The sequence below is a fragment of the Microbacterium thalassium genome (assembly GCF_014208045.1).
Lineage (GTDB): Bacteria > Actinomycetota > Actinomycetes > Actinomycetales > Microbacteriaceae > Microbacterium > Microbacterium thalassium.
Map to the genome: position 1 here is coordinate 2,330,792 of NZ_JACHML010000001.1, position 15,655 is coordinate 2,346,446.

Annotated in this window: 16 protein-coding genes; 12 read left to right on the top strand and 4 right to left on the bottom strand. The window is 69.4% G+C overall.

What is annotated here, in order from left to right:
* The first annotated feature begins 3 nt into the window (after window positions 1-3).
* Genes HD594_RS10710 through HD594_RS10720 form a run of 3 tightly spaced genes read left to right on the top strand, consistent with a single transcriptional unit; the run spans window position 4 to window position 2,367 of the window.
* Window positions 4-918, top strand: coding sequence for a pseudouridine-5'-phosphate glycosidase (locus tag HD594_RS10710; protein WP_184750952.1), 915 nt, complete (start codon window positions 4-6; stop codon window positions 916-918).
* A complete protein-coding gene (locus HD594_RS10715; protein WP_184750953.1) occupies window positions 915-1,751 on the top strand; it encodes a carbohydrate kinase family protein in 837 nt (278 codons plus the stop codon). The genes HD594_RS10710 and HD594_RS10715 overlap by 4 nt, the downstream gene beginning before the upstream one ends.
* Window positions 1,752-1,782: 31 nt before the next feature.
* Window positions 1,783-2,367 (top strand): dihydrofolate reductase family protein, encoded by a 585-nt coding sequence (locus HD594_RS10720; RefSeq protein WP_184750954.1) that lies wholly within the window; start codon window positions 1,783-1,785, stop codon window positions 2,365-2,367.
* Here HD594_RS10720 and HD594_RS10725 read toward each other — a convergent pair.
* Window positions 2,337-3,104: an SGNH/GDSL hydrolase family protein gene (locus tag HD594_RS10725; RefSeq protein ID WP_184750955.1), complete on the bottom strand. Its 768-nt coding sequence runs from the start codon at window positions 3,102-3,104 to the stop codon at window positions 2,337-2,339. The genes HD594_RS10720 and HD594_RS10725 overlap by 31 nt on opposite strands.
* Before the next feature lie 41 nt (window positions 3,105-3,145).
* Here HD594_RS10725 and HD594_RS10730 point away from each other — a divergent pair, with 41 nt between their 5' ends.
* The 3 genes from HD594_RS10730 (at window position 3,146) to HD594_RS10740 (ending at window position 4,588) form a co-directional block, all read left to right on the top strand.
* Entirely contained in the window at window positions 3,146-3,484 is a 339-nt protein-coding gene (locus HD594_RS10730; protein WP_420827206.1) for a ribbon-helix-helix protein, read from the top strand.
* Entirely contained in the window at window positions 3,481-3,825 is a 345-nt protein-coding gene (locus HD594_RS10735; protein ID WP_184750957.1) for a type II toxin-antitoxin system PemK/MazF family toxin, read from the top strand. The genes HD594_RS10730 and HD594_RS10735 overlap by 4 nt, the downstream gene beginning before the upstream one ends.
* Before the next feature lie 79 nt (window positions 3,826-3,904).
* Window positions 3,905-4,588, top strand: a complete 684-nt coding sequence (locus HD594_RS10740) for a phosphatase PAP2 family protein (protein WP_184750958.1) — start codon at window positions 3,905-3,907, stop codon at window positions 4,586-4,588.
* 121 nt (window positions 4,589-4,709) lie between these two features.
* On the opposite strand, the gene HD594_RS10745 is transcribed toward HD594_RS10740, so the two are convergent.
* Together HD594_RS10745 and HD594_RS10750 are read right to left on the bottom strand one after the other, a co-directional pair.
* The gene (locus HD594_RS10745) at window positions 4,710-5,141 is read right to left on the bottom strand and encodes a hypothetical protein (RefSeq protein WP_184750959.1); all 432 of its coding nucleotides are present in this window, start codon (window positions 5,139-5,141) and stop codon (window positions 4,710-4,712) included.
* Window positions 5,138-5,956, bottom strand: a complete 819-nt coding sequence (locus HD594_RS10750) for a hypothetical protein (RefSeq protein ID WP_184750960.1) — start codon at window positions 5,954-5,956, stop codon at window positions 5,138-5,140. Before HD594_RS10750 ends, HD594_RS10745 begins: the two co-directional genes overlap by 4 nt.
* Window positions 5,957-6,116: 160 nt before the next feature.
* On the opposite strand from HD594_RS10750, the gene HD594_RS10755 reads away from it, so the two are divergent.
* Complete coding sequence (locus HD594_RS10755) at window positions 6,117-10,349, top strand: nSTAND1 domain-containing NTPase (protein ID WP_184750961.1); 4,233 nt, start codon at window positions 6,117-6,119, stop codon at window positions 10,347-10,349.
* Between the two features lie 59 nt (window positions 10,350-10,408).
* Here the strand turns inward: HD594_RS10755 and HD594_RS10760 are convergent, their stop codons facing one another.
* Window positions 10,409-11,350 (bottom strand): LysR family transcriptional regulator, encoded by a 942-nt coding sequence (locus HD594_RS10760; protein WP_184750962.1) that lies wholly within the window; start codon window positions 11,348-11,350, stop codon window positions 10,409-10,411.
* Window positions 11,351-11,471: 121 nt separating this feature from the next.
* Here HD594_RS10760 and HD594_RS10765 point away from each other — a divergent pair, with 121 nt between their 5' ends.
* The 5 genes from HD594_RS10765 to HD594_RS10785 all read left to right on the top strand — a co-directional run bounded on the left by HD594_RS10765 (window position 11,472) and on the right by HD594_RS10785 (window position 15,611).
* Window positions 11,472-12,461, top strand: coding sequence for a DUF1852 domain-containing protein (locus HD594_RS10765; protein ID WP_184750963.1), 990 nt, complete (start codon window positions 11,472-11,474; stop codon window positions 12,459-12,461).
* Window positions 12,458-13,519, top strand: a complete 1,062-nt coding sequence (locus HD594_RS10770; protein WP_184750964.1) for a methionine synthase — start codon at window positions 12,458-12,460, stop codon at window positions 13,517-13,519. Before HD594_RS10765 ends, HD594_RS10770 begins: the two co-directional genes overlap by 4 nt.
* Window positions 13,506-14,087: a flavin reductase family protein gene (locus tag HD594_RS10775; RefSeq protein WP_184750965.1), complete on the top strand. Its 582-nt coding sequence runs from the start codon at window positions 13,506-13,508 to the stop codon at window positions 14,085-14,087. Before HD594_RS10770 ends, HD594_RS10775 begins: the two co-directional genes overlap by 14 nt.
* Window positions 14,088-14,689: 602 nt before the next feature.
* Window positions 14,690-14,896 (top strand): dodecin family protein, encoded by a 207-nt coding sequence (locus tag HD594_RS10780; protein WP_184750966.1) that lies wholly within the window; start codon window positions 14,690-14,692, stop codon window positions 14,894-14,896.
* A gap of 115 nt (window positions 14,897-15,011) precedes the next feature.
* Window positions 15,012-15,611, top strand: coding sequence for a GNAT family N-acetyltransferase (locus tag HD594_RS10785; protein ID WP_271171196.1), 600 nt, complete (start codon window positions 15,012-15,014; stop codon window positions 15,609-15,611).
* Window positions 15,612-15,655: the final 44 nt, after the last annotated feature.

A 15,655-nucleotide genomic window follows, 5' to 3' on the forward strand; every position in this document is an offset into this window, starting at 1 on the left:
CTCATGAGCAGCGTCCATGTCGCCGACGAGGTGCGGGCGGCGGTCGCCGACGGCATCCCCGTCCTCGCCCTCGAATCCACGATCTTCACGCACGGGCTCCCCCGTCCGCGGAACCTGGAGGTGGCCCTCGACGCGGACCGCCGCGTGCGGGAGGCGGGAGTCGTGCCGGCGACGATCGGCGTCGTCGACGGACGCCCGACGGTGGGCCTGAGCGTCGACGAGATCGAGCGGATGTCGACCGACGACGCGGTCGTGAAGGCGAGCGTGCGCGACCTGCCGGTCACGGTCGCGAAGGGATTGAGCGCGGGCACGACGGTCGCCGCCACGGCGCACCTCGCGCACCTCGCCGGCATCCGCGTGTTCTCCACCGGAGGTCTCGGCGGTGTCCACCGGGACGCTCCCGACACGTTCGACGAGTCCGCCGACCTCCCGTCGCTCGCCGCCCTGCCGCTTGTCGTGGTGAGCGCCGGCGTGAAGTCGATCCTCGACATCCCGCTGACGCTCGAGCGTCTCGAGACCCTCGGCCTCGTCGTCGTCGGGTACCGGACGACCGACTATCCCGGCTTCTACATCGCCGATTCCGGCTACGACATCGAGTACGCGGTCGACTCCCCCGCCGAGATCGCCCGCATGGTCGCGGCCCGCGACGAACTGGCGATCGGGTCGTCGATCCTGGTTGCGAATCCCGTGGACGAGGCCGAGCAGCTGTCGCCCGCCCTGCACGATCGGGTGCTCGCGCAGGCCCTCGCCGCCGCCGCCGAGGCGGGCGTGACCGGGCACGACATGACACCCTTCCTGCTCGACTTCATGCAGCGTGAGACCGGCGGCCGCAGCCTCGACGTGAACGTTGCCGTCTACCGCGGCAACGTCGATCTCGGGGCGCAGATCGCCCGCGCCGTCGCGGAGTCGCGCGGGTGATCGTCGTCCTCGGGGACCTCATCGCGGATGTCGTGGCGCTCGGCGTCGGAGAGCTCGAGAGCGGAACCGACAACACGGCGCAGGTCGCGCTGACGCGCGGTGGAAGCGCCGCCAACGTCGCGGCCGCCGTCGCCGCAGACGGCGTTCCCGCGCGCTTCATCGGCCGTGTGGGCGACGACGTGCTCGGACGCACCCTGACCGAGGAGCTCGCGCGCACGGGCGTCGACGTGCGGGTGCAGCGGGCCGGACGCACCGGCGCCATCGTCATCGTGGTGGATGAGCAGGGCGAGCGAACCATGATCACCGACCGCGGTGCGGCGGCCGAGCTCGAGGACGTCGACCCTGTGTGGCTCGACGGTGCGCGCTGGCTGCACGTGCCTCTGTACGGCATGTCGACGCCGGTGTCGTGGCGGGCGATCGCCGCCGCGGTGGCCGCTCTTCCCGACGGCGTGCCGGTGAGCGTCGACCTTTCCAGCGTCACGACGCTGCGCGCGCTCGGACCGTCGAGAGTCGCCGAGGCGCTGAAGGCCCTGCGGCCGGCCGCCGTCTTCGCCAACGCGGACGAAGCATCGTGGGTCGAGGTGGAGGGTCTCCGGGTCGACGGGACGTTCGTGGTCAAGCGCGGCGCCGACCCGGTACTGGTCCATTCGAAGGGGCGCGTCGAAGCTGTGCCCGTTCCGCCCGTAGCGGGCATCGTCGACACGACGGGGGCGGGAGACGCCTTCGCGGCGGGGTACATCGCGGCCGCAGCGGACAGCGCCGGTCCACCGGAGGCGGCGCGAGCCGGGGCGGAACGCGCCCGCTCAGCGCTTGTCCGCGCCGGCGCCCTCTGACACCGTCGGCGCCCGCGCGTACGGTGGGGCCATGGACGCATCCCGCCCGCGCGTGATCTTCAACACCGCGACGACCCTCAACGGCTTCCTCGCCGATGACACGGATTCGCTGGAGTGGCTGTTCGCCGTTCCGGGAGCGGATGCTGCCGAGAGCGGCTTCGCGGACTTCCTCGCAGGCGTCGGCACCTTCGTGATGGGCTCGACGACGTACGAGTGGGTGGTCGCCCACGAGCGCCTGCTGGAGCGTCCGCAGCTGTGGCACGAGATGTACGGCGACCGGCCGTCGTTCGTGCTGTCGACCCGCGAGCAGGATGTCCCCGCGGGCACCGACATCCGGGTCCGCTCGGGCGCCGTCGAGGACACGTGGCCCGAGATCGCCGCGGCGGCGGGCGACAGGGCGGTGTGGCTGGTCGGCGGCGGAGACCTCGTGGGTCAGTTCGCCGACGCCGGACTGCTCGACGAGATCCGCGTGAGCGTCGCGCCCGTGACCCTGGTCGCAGGCAGGCCGCTCCTCCCCCGCCGGCTCGAGTCCGATCGGCTGCGGCTGGCCGAGGTGCATCAGGCAGGCCAGTTCGCCGAGCTGGTCTACGAGGTGCGCACGCCCGGCGCGACCTGATGCCACTGGCCGTACTTCGGCTCGCGCCCGTCCCCGGATGATGTGCCCGTCAGGCGTCGCCGCACCCACGGCCCGACGTGGTCGCGATAGTACGACGCGGTGCGCACCGCCCGGGCATCGAGCTCCGGCAGCGTCCACCACTCGGTCGGCGGCTCGAAGCCCACTGCCGTCAGCACCCTCGCGGCGACGCGGTGGTGCCCACGCAGGTTCATGTGCAGGCGGTCCTCCGACCAGTACGGGGGCGTCGACAGCTCGCGGTCGGGCCAGTTGAAGGCCCGGATGACGTCCGGGCGGTCACGGAGCACCTCTTCGACGGCTGCCGAGAGCTGGTCGCCGCGTCGCTGGATCACGCGGCTGAGCGGAAGCTGCGGCGACGGGTTGGCGCCCGACAGCACGATCAGCTGAACGCCCTCGTCGTCGCAGCGCTTGAGGACGCGTTCGAAGGCGGTGGTGACCTTCGCGATGCTCGTCCGCGGGCGAAGCATGTCGTTGCCGCCGCCGTTGAACGACAGATGTGTCGGCTTCAGCGCCAGCGCGGGCTCGAGCTGCTGATCGACGATCGGCCACACGAGCTTGCCGCGGATCGCGAGATTCGCGTAGTCGACCGGCTCGCCCGTGGCGTCGGCCCATCCCTGGGCCACCAGATCCGCCCACCCGCGCACACGGCCGTCGGGAAGATTGTCGCCCACGCCTTCCGTGAAGGAGTCTCCGATGGCCACATAGCGGATGCTGCTCACTCCCCCACCCTACGTGGAGCTCCCGGCCCGCTCACGGGACCTTGGCGCCCCGGGACCGCCCCCGCATCAAGCACCACCGCCTCCATGGTCGATGCCGGATCTCAGCGCGACGAGCACGCCCCGATCGACGGCGGTATACTCCGGGTATGACTACGACCATCAAGGTCAGCGACGAACTCCGCGACCGGCTCAAGGCGCAAGCCGCGCGTGACGGCCTCACGCTCGGCGCGCACCTTGCGCAGCTCGCGGATGCCGAGGACCGACGGTGGCGCCTCCACCTGCTGAAGTCCGCGATCAGCGCTTCAGCCGGTTCGGACGCCGAGTCGCATGCAGAGGAGACTGCCGACTGGGAGCGCACCGAACTGACTGACGCGTCGTGACCGCGCCGGACCTCGCTCCGGGTGTTGTCGCCTGGGCGGCACTCGAGCCGGTCCGCGGTCGTGAGCAGGGCGGCCATCGCCCGGTGCTGGTCGTCTCGTCAGCGGGCTACCTGGACGCGGTGACGACTCTCGTCATCGCGTTGCCGATCACCACGACCGACCGCGGCTGGCCGAACCACGTCCCGGTGGATGGCCGGAGCGGGCTGGATCGGCCGTCGTGGATCATGACCGAACAGCCTCGCACGCTCGCTCGTGACAGGGTCACCGGGATCGCGGGTGAGGTGTCGACCGAGTGCCTCACAGCGGTCCGGACCTGGCTCGGCGACTTCCTCGATCTCTGAGCCCCCACCGGTGCCTGTGACAGCCCGGCTTGCGCGCGCCGACCCGCTCCCATCCATGCAGCACCACTAGAGTGCGGGCATGCCGTTGCTCCGAGGTGTCGTCCTGCCGGGGCTCGGCGCCATCGCCGTCCTCGCCGCTGCGGGGCGGGCGATACGGCTCCTCGGCGGCGACGACCCACGCGAGGACCGGGCCGTGCGCGCGCTCCAGGGCGCGTTCGGCCACCGGCCGGTCGACGGCGATACCGCCGTCGCGACCCGCGCCGCTGATTCGACGGGGCCACGCGACCCGATCGACCGCGTCACCGAGCCGCTTTCGTGGTACTCCGGTGTGCCGCAGACCATCGTGAACGGGGCGATCTGGTGCGGCGTCACCTGGATGCTGACGCGCGACCGGCGCTCAGCGGTCGCCCCCGCATCGGCGCTCGCCCTCGAGACAGCGTGCTTCGTGGCATCCGCAGCGCTCGTGGGACGGCCGCGACCCGAGCGAGTGTGGCGCCCGGAGCAGCCGCACGCGACGTCGTCGTTCCCCTCCGGGCACACGGCGGCGGCCTTCGCGCTCCACGGTGCCCTCGCCGACCTGCTCGAGCACCACGGCGTCCGTGGCGCGCGGGTTCTCGGGCCCCTCCTCCGGTACGGGATTCCCGGAGCGATCGCGTTCTCGCGGGTCTACCGGGGCCAGCACCACATCTCGGACACCGTCGCGGGCGCCATCCTCGGACGGTGGAGCGCCGCTGCGGTGCGGCGGGAGCTGCTCTCGTCGTAGGCGGACGGGACGCCCCCGTCCGACGCCCGCGCGGGTCTTGCAGGTCGCCCGCCAACCGATCGAGCCGGAAGGGAACCATGTGCATGGACTGCCGGTGTTGCCCCCGTCGTGCTCGCGAGGGTCAGCCCGCGCATTCGATGAGCCCGTACGCGGACATTCGCTGAGTGACATCCGCAAACGGGTCCGCGCCGCTGCCGATCTCGCTGGGGTCGGCACCGGCGAGATCGTCGAGTATCGCGGTGGTGTCATCGAAGATCGCTGCCAGTGCCTCCTCGTCACCCGCCGGATAGCCGAGGTCTCTGATGTCCGCGACCATCTGTCGGATCCGCGGCAGGACTTCGTCGAGGTAGAGCTGCTTGTTCTCATCTGTGTCCGCGTCGCTCGTCTGCCATTCCAGCGCCTCGATCGCAGCGTTGGCATCGGCGCAGATCGCGTCGGCATCCTCGATGAACTGCTCCTGCGTGATCGATGGCCCGGCCGCGCAGCCTGACACGCCTGCTGCGATCGTCGCCCCGAGCAGACTCGTGGCCAGAAGTCGCCGTGCTGGGATCATGATGGGCCTCCAGACCTGTGATCGTGTGGTTCGAGGACAAAGACCTCCACCGCGTTGTCCCGTCCGACCAGGCGGAGGACCGTTCCTGTCGCGTGCTGCTCGTCGAATAGGTCTCGGAGGTGGTCTGTGACGACCAGGTCGAAGGTGGGCGCCCGGTCGCCGGCGGTGCATACGTCCAGGGAGAGCCCCGTCAGGCGTGCGTGCCCGGTCAAGAGGCATGTCCGGCCATGCTCTGCGGTCGCGGTCCAGACCATGAGCACGTCGTAGAGCATCTCGTGCGCCTGCATCGACTCGACGGCCACGTCGCGGTTGCTCAAGTACATCTCCCATGTCGGGTCCGGCATGACATCGGTCTCGGCGAGGATGATGGCGGGGCGGGGCGCAGCCGCTGCGGGAAGCCCGAGCCCGGCGATGAGTCCGACCGCCAGCCCGAGCAGCAAAGTCGAGACGACTCTGGCTCGGTGCTTGGGCGCCATGTCAGAGCGTTGCCGTCGCCCCGACCGCTCGTGCGGGTGCGGCGCGCCGGTGCGGGCGAGTGCCGTCGCCGTTGCGGCCGGTGGATCGATGGTCTGGGGCGCAGGGAAGTCTGCCGCATTGTCTTCGCCGTCGCCGCCACCGGGGGCGTGGCCCCGCTGTTCTCGCACGATCGCCTCAAGGGCGGCGAGGCGCGCTCGCCCGACTTGATCCAGGGGCCCATCAACGTCGACTCCAGGACCGTACGCACGTCGGCGGAGATCGGCGAGTTCGCGCGCGTGCCCGGATCCTCCGCGGCGGTCGGCGGGAGCTTCGCGCTTCAGTGAGCCGACGTAGGTCATGGCGACCCCCTCTGCGCTCTCTCGGTTGGGAACCGGATTCAACGCCCTGTTTCCAGGTTCGTCCCTACGGGCATGTGTCTAGCGCGGCTGGGTATGCGGATTGCATGTGCCCGGTTCGGAGGGGGTTGACCGGCCATGTGCCGAGGTCGAACATGGCGCCATGGCTATCGACGTCCTGGGGGCGACGCGCGTCGAGGGTGCGGCGCTGCATCCCAGGGAGTTGGCGGTGATTGCGGCGCTCGTCGTACGAAGCGGGCGGCCCCTCTCGACGCAGGATCTCGCGGAGATCGTCTGGCCCGAGTCGGAGCGGCCCGCAACATGGAACAAGCAGATCCATGCGTCGATCGCGAGGGTGCGCAGAGCGGTCGGGCCGCGACGCATTGTGACGACTGCTTCGGGCTACCATCTCGATATCGATCCGGACGAGGTCGACGCGCGCCTCTTCGAGTCGCTCGTGTCGCGCGCCCGCAAGCAGCACACGATGGGCGAGCCCGACCGGGCGGTCGCGACGTACCGGCGGGCTCTCGATCTCTGGCGCGGCCGTCCCTACGAGGAGCTGGTGGCGTGGCCAGAGGCGATGGCGGCAGCGATCGATCTCGAGAATCTCCAGATCGAGGCAAGCGAGGAGATCCTCCACGCGCGACTCGACGCCGGCGATTCCGTCGGCGTCATCTCAGAGGCGGAGAGCCTTCTGCGGGATGAACCGCTGCGTGAGTCACGCTGGGCTCTTCTCGCGCTCGCCTCCTACCGGGCGGGAAGGCAGGCCGACGCGCTGTCCGTCCTCCGATCGGCACGCGAGCGGCTCGCGGAGGAGCTCGGCATCGACCCGGGCCCGGCGATCGGCGACCTAGAGTCCGCGATCCTCCGGCATGACAAGAGACTCGAGACGGAACCCGGGGCACTCCCCGCACGCGCCGATTGCCCGTACCGTGGACTCGCGGCATACCAGCCGGCTGACGCCGATGACTTCTTCGGACGGGAGGCCGAGATCGCCGCAGCGGTCCGCCGACTCGACGCAGCCGGATTCCTGGTGGTGACCGGCGCCTCCGGGTCGGGCAAGTCATCCCTTGCGCGTGCGGGCGTCGTGCCGTCATTGCGGCGCCGCGGTCGCCGGGTCCTGGTCGTCGCACCGGGATCCGCGCTCGCGGAAGCGTTGCGGGACGTGAACGACAGCGGCAGGCAAGTGGACACCGTCGTCGTGGATCAGTTCGAAGAGGTCCTCGAGGCCGGGGACGGTTCGGGCGCCCAAGTCTCGGCGCTGCTCGCCCGCTTCGCAGGGTCCGGCGGACAGGTCGTCCTCACCGTTCGGTCTGACTTCCTGGATCGCTGCGCTGCCGACCGCGCACTGGGTCCGCTCATGACGGAGAGCGTCATGGTGGTGTCCCCGATGACGGATCCCGACCTCAGGCGCGTGATCGAGGAACCGGCGCTCCGTGCCGGCCTCCGGCTCGAGCCGGGGCTCGTCGAACTCATGATGCGAGACGCCGCCGGAGCGCCGGGCGTCCTCCCGCATCTTTCGCACGCGCTCGCAGAGACGTGGGTGCACCGCGAGGGACCCGTCCTCACCGTCGCCGGCTACAAGGCGACCGGCGGCATCGACGGTGCGATCGCACAGACCGCCGAACGGTTCTACGCCACCCTGGACCCCACCGACCGCGAACTCTGCCGATCGACTCTCCTGCGCCTGGTCACCGTCTCCCCGGACGGACTCGCCATCCGTCGACGTCTCAGCGCACACCCGCTGCGCGACGATCCCGCTCTCGGACAGCTCTTCGACCAGCTCATCCGCGCACGTCTCGTGACCATCGAGGGCGACTCCGCAGTACTCGTCCACGAAGCGGTCACGAGCGCGTGGGACCGATTCCGCACGTGGCTCGAAGACAGCGCCGAAGACCTCGGAATCCTCGCCCACATCGAGGCCGGCGCCGCGGCATGGGACGCGGGGGGACGCGCCGACGACGACCTCGCTCGCGGCGTGCGTCTCCACGCCATGCTCGATCTCCGCGAGCGCTCCGATCCCGCGCTCGCCGAGACCGAGGCCGCGTTCATCGACGCATCCGCCGCTCACGAGGCGGACGAGAGCCGGATGCTCGCCGCTGCTGCCGCCGCGGAACGGCATCGGAACCGGCGACTCCGGCTGCTCGTCGTCGCCGTCGCCGTCATCGCGGTGATCGCGCTCGTCACCGGGGCCGTCGCCATTCGCAGCGCCATGGCCGAAGCCGAAGCGGCCGAGAGCGCCAGGATCGGCGAAGTGATCCGCACCTCGTCGGCACTGCGCGATACGGACTCGGTCGTCGCCGCACTGCTGGCCGCCGAGTCGTACCGCCGCTGGCCGGACGATGCCCGTACGCTCGGCGCGATGCTCGCAGTCCTCATGTCGCCCGCCGGCGAGGTCAGCAACGCCTACATCCCGCGAACCCAGCGGCTCATGGGTGCGGCGATGATCCCCGGGACCGAGACCGCCCTGGTCATACGAGACGACATCCACGCCGAGATCCGGAACGTCGCGACCGGTGACCTCGTGCGCCGGCTCGACGTCGAACTGCGCCAGTCGTCGCGGGCACGTCAGCCGCTCGTGCACGTGAGCGCCGACGGGCGCATCGCGACCGTGAGCGTCTCAGTCGTCAGACCACAGGCGGACGACCCACCCGCCCCGGAGGACATCGGCAGCTGGCTTTCCATCATCGACCTGCGCAGCGGCGAACTCCTCGGCCAGCCCAGGCTGCTGGACCGGGAGATCGAATCCTTCGCACTCAGTCCCGACGGGCTCCACGCCGCCTACGTGCACCAGAGCGGCACTCTTGTCCTCGTCGACACCCTCGGTGGATCGGTCCGCGAGCTCACCGCTCTCGCGGGCACGGAACCCGTGTCCTGGGACCGCGGCGCCGTGGGCTTCACGGCCGACTCACGCACCATGGTCGTCGGCACCGGGACCGGCGCACTGGTCCATGTCGATGTGGAGTCCGGCGAAGCGAGCCGGCGGGTCTCCATCCCGCAGCAGACCGCGAACTCGCGCGTATTGCCGCTCGCAGACGGATCGGTCATCGCGAGCGGCGACGCGGGCACAGTCTCGATCTCCTCGACGGGAGAGACGCAGTGGTACAAGGAGGCGGCGACCCCGCGCGAGTGCGGATACCTGGCCCTCTCCCCGTCGACGGGCACGATGTTCTGCGGCGACCCCGACGGCCACGTCGTCGAGCGACGCATCGATACCGGAGAACTCACCGGTCGGGCACTGACATACCAGGCGGGCGCATCAGGAGAGATGTGGGTCGACACGGATGGATCTCGAGTGGTGATGATGACCGCAGGCGGATACAGCATCGGCACATGGCACCTGGCCGGCGCCGTCGGGTCGTCACCGCTCATCGTGTCCGGCCTCGGGCTTGCGCGGGCGCCCAGCCCCACTGGCCGCTACCTGCTCGCCGGCGAGAGACCCGTCGACCTCACCGGGGACGGGCCGTCGACCGTGGACTCCCAGACCTTCACCGTCTGGGACATGGAGGCCGGGAGAGCCACGTACGAGGTCTTCGGCCTCGATGCGAACTGGGCAGGTGCCGGTGTCCTGCGGACGGTCTCGCCTGAGCGCGAGGTGCACTACGTCGACCTGGAGAGTCAGACGGTCACGCCGGCCCCTGAACACGACCGCGACCTCTACGCCGGAACAGAATGGTGGGCACAATTCGCGACGAACGCCACCGGCGAGGTGCTGTTCGAGATGCGCGCGGGCCTGCCGATCGTACGTCAACTGGATCCGACCACGGGTGAACCCATCGGACCCGACCTCGACACAGGCGGTCCCGCCTCCCAAGCGGTCTCGGTGGCATCCACAGCCGATGGCGCCCAGGTGGTGACCGGCAACTTCCGAGACGAAGGCCCACAGCTCACGGTCTTCGACGCCTCTACCGGCGAGGTGCTCGCCCAGCGCACCGGGCCCAACAGCGTCATCGCGACAATCACCTCCGACCAGGAGATCATCGCCGGCGGCTACGACCGGATCGTCAGACTCGACATGGATCTCGACCAGGTCGGTGCGTTGCCGACTCCGCCCTCGGGGAGGATCTCGACTCTCCAGAGCAGCCACGACGGGCGAACGCTCCTCGTCACCACATGGTCGAACGACATCGCGCTATACGACCTCGAGTCCTCAACTCTGCTCGGCATCCCGGTGAGCGCACCTGCGACCGCCGGTCTCGCCGCCGCACTGGCGGCTGATGGGACGGCGCTGTTCGTCTCTACAGAGCGCGGCATCGTGCGCTGGAGCCTCGCCGGCGAAGACCTGCTGGCACAGGTGTGCCGTGTCGCCGGACGGAACCTCAGCGCCGAGGAATGGCACACCTACCTCGCCGGCATCGGCGAACGGCGGGAGACCTGCGGCTTCGCCACGGAATGACCCGATGGTTCGACCGGATCGAGGCGTGGGGTGCCGATTCCGCGCCAGGGCGCCTTGCACTAGCCGAGCAGCGCCACGCCGAACCCGGCGACGACAGTTCGGACTTCCGCGAGGTAGCGCTCCGCCTGCTCGGTGAGGGGGATCGAGGCGTGACCGATCCAGCCGATCTCGATGCGCTCGTCGACCTCGAGCGGGATGGCGACGATCTCGGGGTCGAGCTCTTCGCTGATGATGCCCGTCGAGATCGTGTAGCCGCCGAGCCCGATCATGAGGTTGAAGATCGTCGCGCGGTCGGACACTCGGATCTCCTGCTTGCTCGACTGGGTCGAGAGGATCTCCTCGGCGAAGTAGAACGAGTTGTTCGCACCCTGGTCGAAGGTGAGCCGCGGCACATCGGCGAGATCGGCGAGAGTCGCGCGATCCCGAGAGGCGAGCGGGTTGCTCCGGGCGATGAAGATGTGCGGCTCGGCGAGGAACAGCGGGTGGAATGCCAGCCCCGAGTCTCGGAGCAGCTTGTCGATGACCTTCCGGTTGAAGTCGTTCCGGTAGAGGATGCCGATCTCGCTGCGGAGCGTCCGGACATCCTCGATGATGTCCCACGTGCGGGTCTCCCGCAGCGCGAACTCGTACTCGGCCGCATCCGCAGCCTTGACCATCCGAACGAACGCATCCACCGCGAACGAGTAGTGCTGCGCCGAGACTCCGAGCAGGCGCCGGGACGGCGGCGTGCCGAGGTAGCGCTGCTCGAGGAGCTCCACCTGCTCGACCACCTGTCTCGCGTAGCCGAGGAACTCCGCGCCGTCGGCGGTGAGGGTGACTCCACGGGCCGAGCGGACCAGCAGCGCGCGGCCCACCCGCGCCTCGAGGTCCTTCATCGCCGCGGACATGGTCGGCTGTGCGACGTAGAGCACGTCGGCGGCCGCGGAGATCGACCCCTCCGCGGCGACTTCGATGAAGTAGCGCAGCTGCTGCAGCGTCAGCCCGCTCGACCCCTGAGACATAGCCAAATCCTATATGAACGCATAGAAGAGCCGAGTTACCCGATATCAGCCGACCGCTTGCACCATGGATGCAGCCCCTTTCAACGGCCGATCCCGGCCTAGACCCACCGGATTGGCCACTATGGACGCGTTCACGTTCAGCATCACCACCACCCTCTTCGACGAGGACTACTCGCCGTCGGAGAGCTCCCGCATCACGACGAACTTCGCCAACCTCGCAAGGGGCGAGCACCGTCGGCAGAACCTGCGCAACGCCCTGACGATGATCAACCGTCGCTTCAACGATCTCGCGCATTGGGACAACCCGACCCGGGACCGCTACGCCGTCGAACTCGACATCGTCTCCGTGCAGCTGGAGTTCACGGCCGAGGGCACGGATCAGCAGTTCCCGCTGCTCGAAGTCCTCGACACGCAGATCGTCGACCGGCGGACCGGCATCCGCCACCGCGGGATCGTGGGGAACAACTTCTCGTCCTATGTACGCGACTTCGACTTCAGCGTGCTGCTGCCTGCGGCAGGCGGCGGCGCCGGCAAGCCCGTCGTCCCCCAGGACTTCGGCGTTCTGCACGGCAAGCTGTTCCAGCACTTCCTCGACTCCGCGGCATACCGGGAGCACTTCCCGAAGCAGCCCGTGATCTGCATCAGCGTGTCGACGAGCAAGACGTACCACCGGACCGGGAACCACCACCCCGTCCTCGGCGTCGAGTACCAGCAGGAGGAGTTCTCGCTGACCGACGAGTACTTCGCGAAGATGGGCCTGCAGGTCCGCTACTTCATGCCCAGCGGCGCCGTGGCGCCGCTCGCGTTCTACTTCCGCGGCGACCTGCTCAACGACTACTCGAACCTGCAGCTCATCAGCACGGTCAGCACCATGGAGACGTTCCAGAAGATCTACCGCCCCGAGATCTACAACGCGAACTCCGCCGCCGCAGACGTGTACCGGCCGAGCCTGGAGGCGCAGGACTACTCGCGCACCCAGGTCGACTACGACCGCGTCGAGCGCAGTCAGCTCGCGGTCCAGCAGGGCAAGTACACCCAGGAGCACTTCATCGAGCCGCACAAGGACGTGCTCGAGCAGTGGGCCGCCGGCTACCCCGCCCGCGTCGCATGACCGCCGCGGAATCGTCCACCGCGCCCGCGCTCCTGCCGACCTCGATCGTCGGCAGCCTGCCGAAGCCTTCGTGGCTCGCGCAGCCGGAAGTCCTCTGGTCCCCCTGGAAGCTCGAGGACGCTGCGCTGGTCGAGGGCAAGCAGGATGCGCTGCGTGTCGCCGTGCAGGAGCAGACCCGACGCGGCATCGACATCGTGAGCGACGGGGAGCAGACCCGCCAGCACTTCGTCACGACGTTCATCGAGCACCTCAGCGGGGTCGATTTCGAGCAGCGCGAGACCGTGCGGATCCGAGATCGCTACGACGCGAGCGTGCCGACCGTCGTCGGATCGGTCAGTCGCGAGCGGCCCGTGTTCGTCGACGACGCGACGTTCCTGCGCGCGTCCACCGATCGCCCGATCAAGTGGGCGCTCCCCGGTCCGATGACGATGGTCGACACGCTCTACGACGCCCACTACAAGAGCCGCGAGAAGCTGGCGTGGGAGTTCGCGACGATCCTCAACCAGGAGGCGAAGGAACTCGAGGCGGCGGGCGTGGACATCATCCAGTTCGACGAGCCCTCGTTCAACGTCTTCTTCGACGAGGTCCAAGACTGGGGGGTCGCCGCGCTGGAACGAGCGGCAGAAGGATTGAAGGCGGAGACCGCCGTGCACATCTGCTACGGCTACGGGATCAAGGCGAACACCGACTGGAAGGCGACCCTCGGGTCGCAGTGGCGGCAGTACGAGGAGTCGTTCCCCCTGCTCCAGCAGTCCACCATCGACATCGTCTCGCTGGAGTGCCACCACTCCCATGTCCCGATGGACCTCATCGAGCTCGTCCGCGGCAAGAAGGTGATGCTCGGGGCCATCGACGTGGCGAACCAGGCGATCGAGACCCCCGAAGAGGTCGCCGACACCCTGCGGAAGGCGCTCACCTTCGTCGATGCGGAAAATCTCATCCCCAGCACGAATTGCGGAATGGCTCCGTTCCCTCGCGACGTTGCACTGAAGAAGCTGAGCGCACTCAGCGCGGGAACCGACATCATTCGTGAGGAGCTGGCCGTTGAGCAGACCTGACTCGCAGGCATCCGCCGCCACCCCGCTCGAGGCACCGGAGCACGTCTTCTCGTCCTCGCTGTCGCCCGACGAGTTCAAGGCCCTGTTCCGCGGGCACCCCGGGGGTGTCGCTGTCATCACGGCGGATGCCGGTGATGGGCCCGTCGCGCTGACGGCGACGTCGGTCTCATCGGTGAGCGCCGAGCCGCCGCTGCTGATTTTCTCGATCTCGGCGCTGTCGTCGGCATCCGACGTGCTCTCGCGCGCCGATACCGTGGTCGTGCACCTGCTCGACGCGCACGACCTCGACGTCGCGAAGCTCGGCGCGACCCGCGGCATCGACCGCTTCACCCAGACGCACCGCTGGTCGCGGTTGGCCACCGGTGAGCCGGTCTACCGCGATGTCCGCGCCTGGGTGCGCTGCGCCGTCATCAATCGCATGGATGCCGGGACCTCCACGGTCATCGCCGCCCACGCACTGCAATCCCACATCGAGCGCGACGTCCACCCCGGCGGACCCGGCGACGCCCTGGTCTACCACAACCGCACGTGGCACCGTCTGGGCGAGCACTCCCGCATCGAGGATTGACGGGGCGCGGTGCTTCCTCCTGCCCGCTCACGGATCAGGTCTGCACCGCGCGGCGACGTGTCCCGCGCGTCGCCGCCGCACTGATCGCCACTGACCATCCGCCCAGGGAAGCTCCCGCTGCCGTCCCGGCGATCCGAAAGATCGGGCTGAGCGCATGCGGCCAGGTGGCGTGCCCCGGGGCGAGAACGAGGACGAGGACGACCGCGGCACCGATTGCGACACCCGTTCGAGCCAGACGGAGGCGGGCATCCACACAACAGCGCCGGCCAGGGCGAACGCGCCCGCCAACCCGACCAGCACGCCGACCGCAGACCCGACGGACATGTCCCACTGACTGATCGGACCGCTGACCGCCAGGGTCCCGACCAGAGGAGCCGCACCCCAGACCGGGATGCCCCAGGCGAACTCGCGCCTGCGCATGACGCGAGTGTGGCATGAGCGAAGCGCGAGGAACGTGAATCTCCGGTGAACGTCAACCCGGCCAGTGCCCCTCCTCCCAAGACGGCGGCGCGCTATGCCCAGCGCCGCAGGTGCACCCCTTTCCCGCGTGCGCGTCGGCGAGGAGGATGGAGTCGTCATCATCCAGCGACAAAGGGGTTGAGATGAGCGTCTACCGAGTGATCGATGTCGTCGGCACGAGTGCAACGTCCTGGGAGGAGGCGGCGCGGGAGGCGATCACCACCGCCGGTGGATCGCTGCACGACCTGCGCGTCGCCGAGGTGGCGAAGCAGGACATCGCCATCGCCGACGACGGGACCCTGCTGTTCCGGTCCCGGATCCAGCTCTCGTTCAAGTACGCGCCCGAGTAGGCCGATATCCGGCTGCTCCGCCCCGGTCGACCCGTCCCCACGAGGATGGGTCGTGCCGGGAACGGAGCTCGCACACGCGCACGCGGGTCGGATGCGGGAGCCTTAGGTTGGGTGTGTGAGCCCAGCACCGTTCCTCGACAAGCCGACTCTCGAGGGCGAGCGTGCGCTCCTCCGCCCGTTCACTCCGCGCGACATCGCGGCGATGGGGCCCGTCCTGGCTGACGCCGAGGTGCTGAAGCTCACCGGGAGCGTCCACACGACGGCGGAGACGCTCGCGCAGTCCGACGAGCTCGATGCCCGCACGCAGCAGTGGTACGAGACGCGAGAGGCGCAGCCCGACCGGCTCGACCTCGCCATCGTCGACCGCGCCACGGGGGTCTGCGTCGGCGAGGCCGTGCTCAACGAATGGAGCGAGCCCGACGCCTCGTGCAACTTCCGCATCCTCATCGGCGCGGCCGGGCGCGGTAAGGGCCTGGGTCTCGAGGCGACGCGGATGCTGCTGGACCATGCGTTCCGGTCGACCGATCTCAACCGCATCGAGCTCGAGGTGTACGACTTCAACCCCCGCGCGCGGCACGTGTACCGGCGGGCGGGGTTCGTCGAGGAGGGGCGGCGCCGGCAGGCGTTCACGTTCGACGGCATCCGCATCGACGCGATCGTCATGTCGATGCTCCGCGACGACTGGATCGACCGTCAGCGCACGAGCGGTGACTGACGGGCCGACCACTGAGTGCTCGTCGAGCGCTCCGTCCAGCGCCT

What these genes read in the sequence shown, in the direction of transcription:
- HD594_RS10745 (WP_184750959.1), bottom strand. Translation starts at nt 5,141, where the DNA reads ATGATCCCAGCACGGCGACTTCTGGCCACGAGTCTGCTCGGGGCGACG.
- HD594_RS10755 (WP_184750961.1), top strand. Translation starts at nt 6,117, where the DNA reads ATGGCTATCGACGTCCTGGGGGCGACGCGCGTCGAGGGTGCGGCGCTG.
- HD594_RS10720 (WP_184750954.1), top strand. Translation starts at nt 1,783, where the DNA reads ATGGACGCATCCCGCCCGCGCGTGATCTTCAACACCGCGACGACCCTC.
- HD594_RS10765 (WP_184750963.1), top strand. Translation starts at nt 11,472, where the DNA reads ATGGACGCGTTCACGTTCAGCATCACCACCACCCTCTTCGACGAGGAC.
- HD594_RS10740 (WP_184750958.1), top strand. Translation starts at nt 3,905, where the DNA reads ATGCCGTTGCTCCGAGGTGTCGTCCTGCCGGGGCTCGGCGCCATCGCC.
- HD594_RS10750 (WP_184750960.1), bottom strand. Translation starts at nt 5,956, where the DNA reads ATGACCTACGTCGGCTCACTGAAGCGCGAAGCTCCCGCCGACCGCCGC.
- HD594_RS10780 (WP_184750966.1), top strand. Translation starts at nt 14,690, where the DNA reads ATGAGCGTCTACCGAGTGATCGATGTCGTCGGCACGAGTGCAACGTCC.
- HD594_RS10710 (WP_184750952.1), top strand. Translation starts at nt 4, where the DNA reads ATGAGCAGCGTCCATGTCGCCGACGAGGTGCGGGCGGCGGTCGCCGAC.
- HD594_RS10760 (WP_184750962.1), bottom strand. Translation starts at nt 11,350, where the DNA reads ATGTCTCAGGGGTCGAGCGGGCTGACGCTGCAGCAGCTGCGCTACTTC.
- HD594_RS10770 (WP_184750964.1), top strand. Translation starts at nt 12,458, where the DNA reads ATGACCGCCGCGGAATCGTCCACCGCGCCCGCGCTCCTGCCGACCTCG.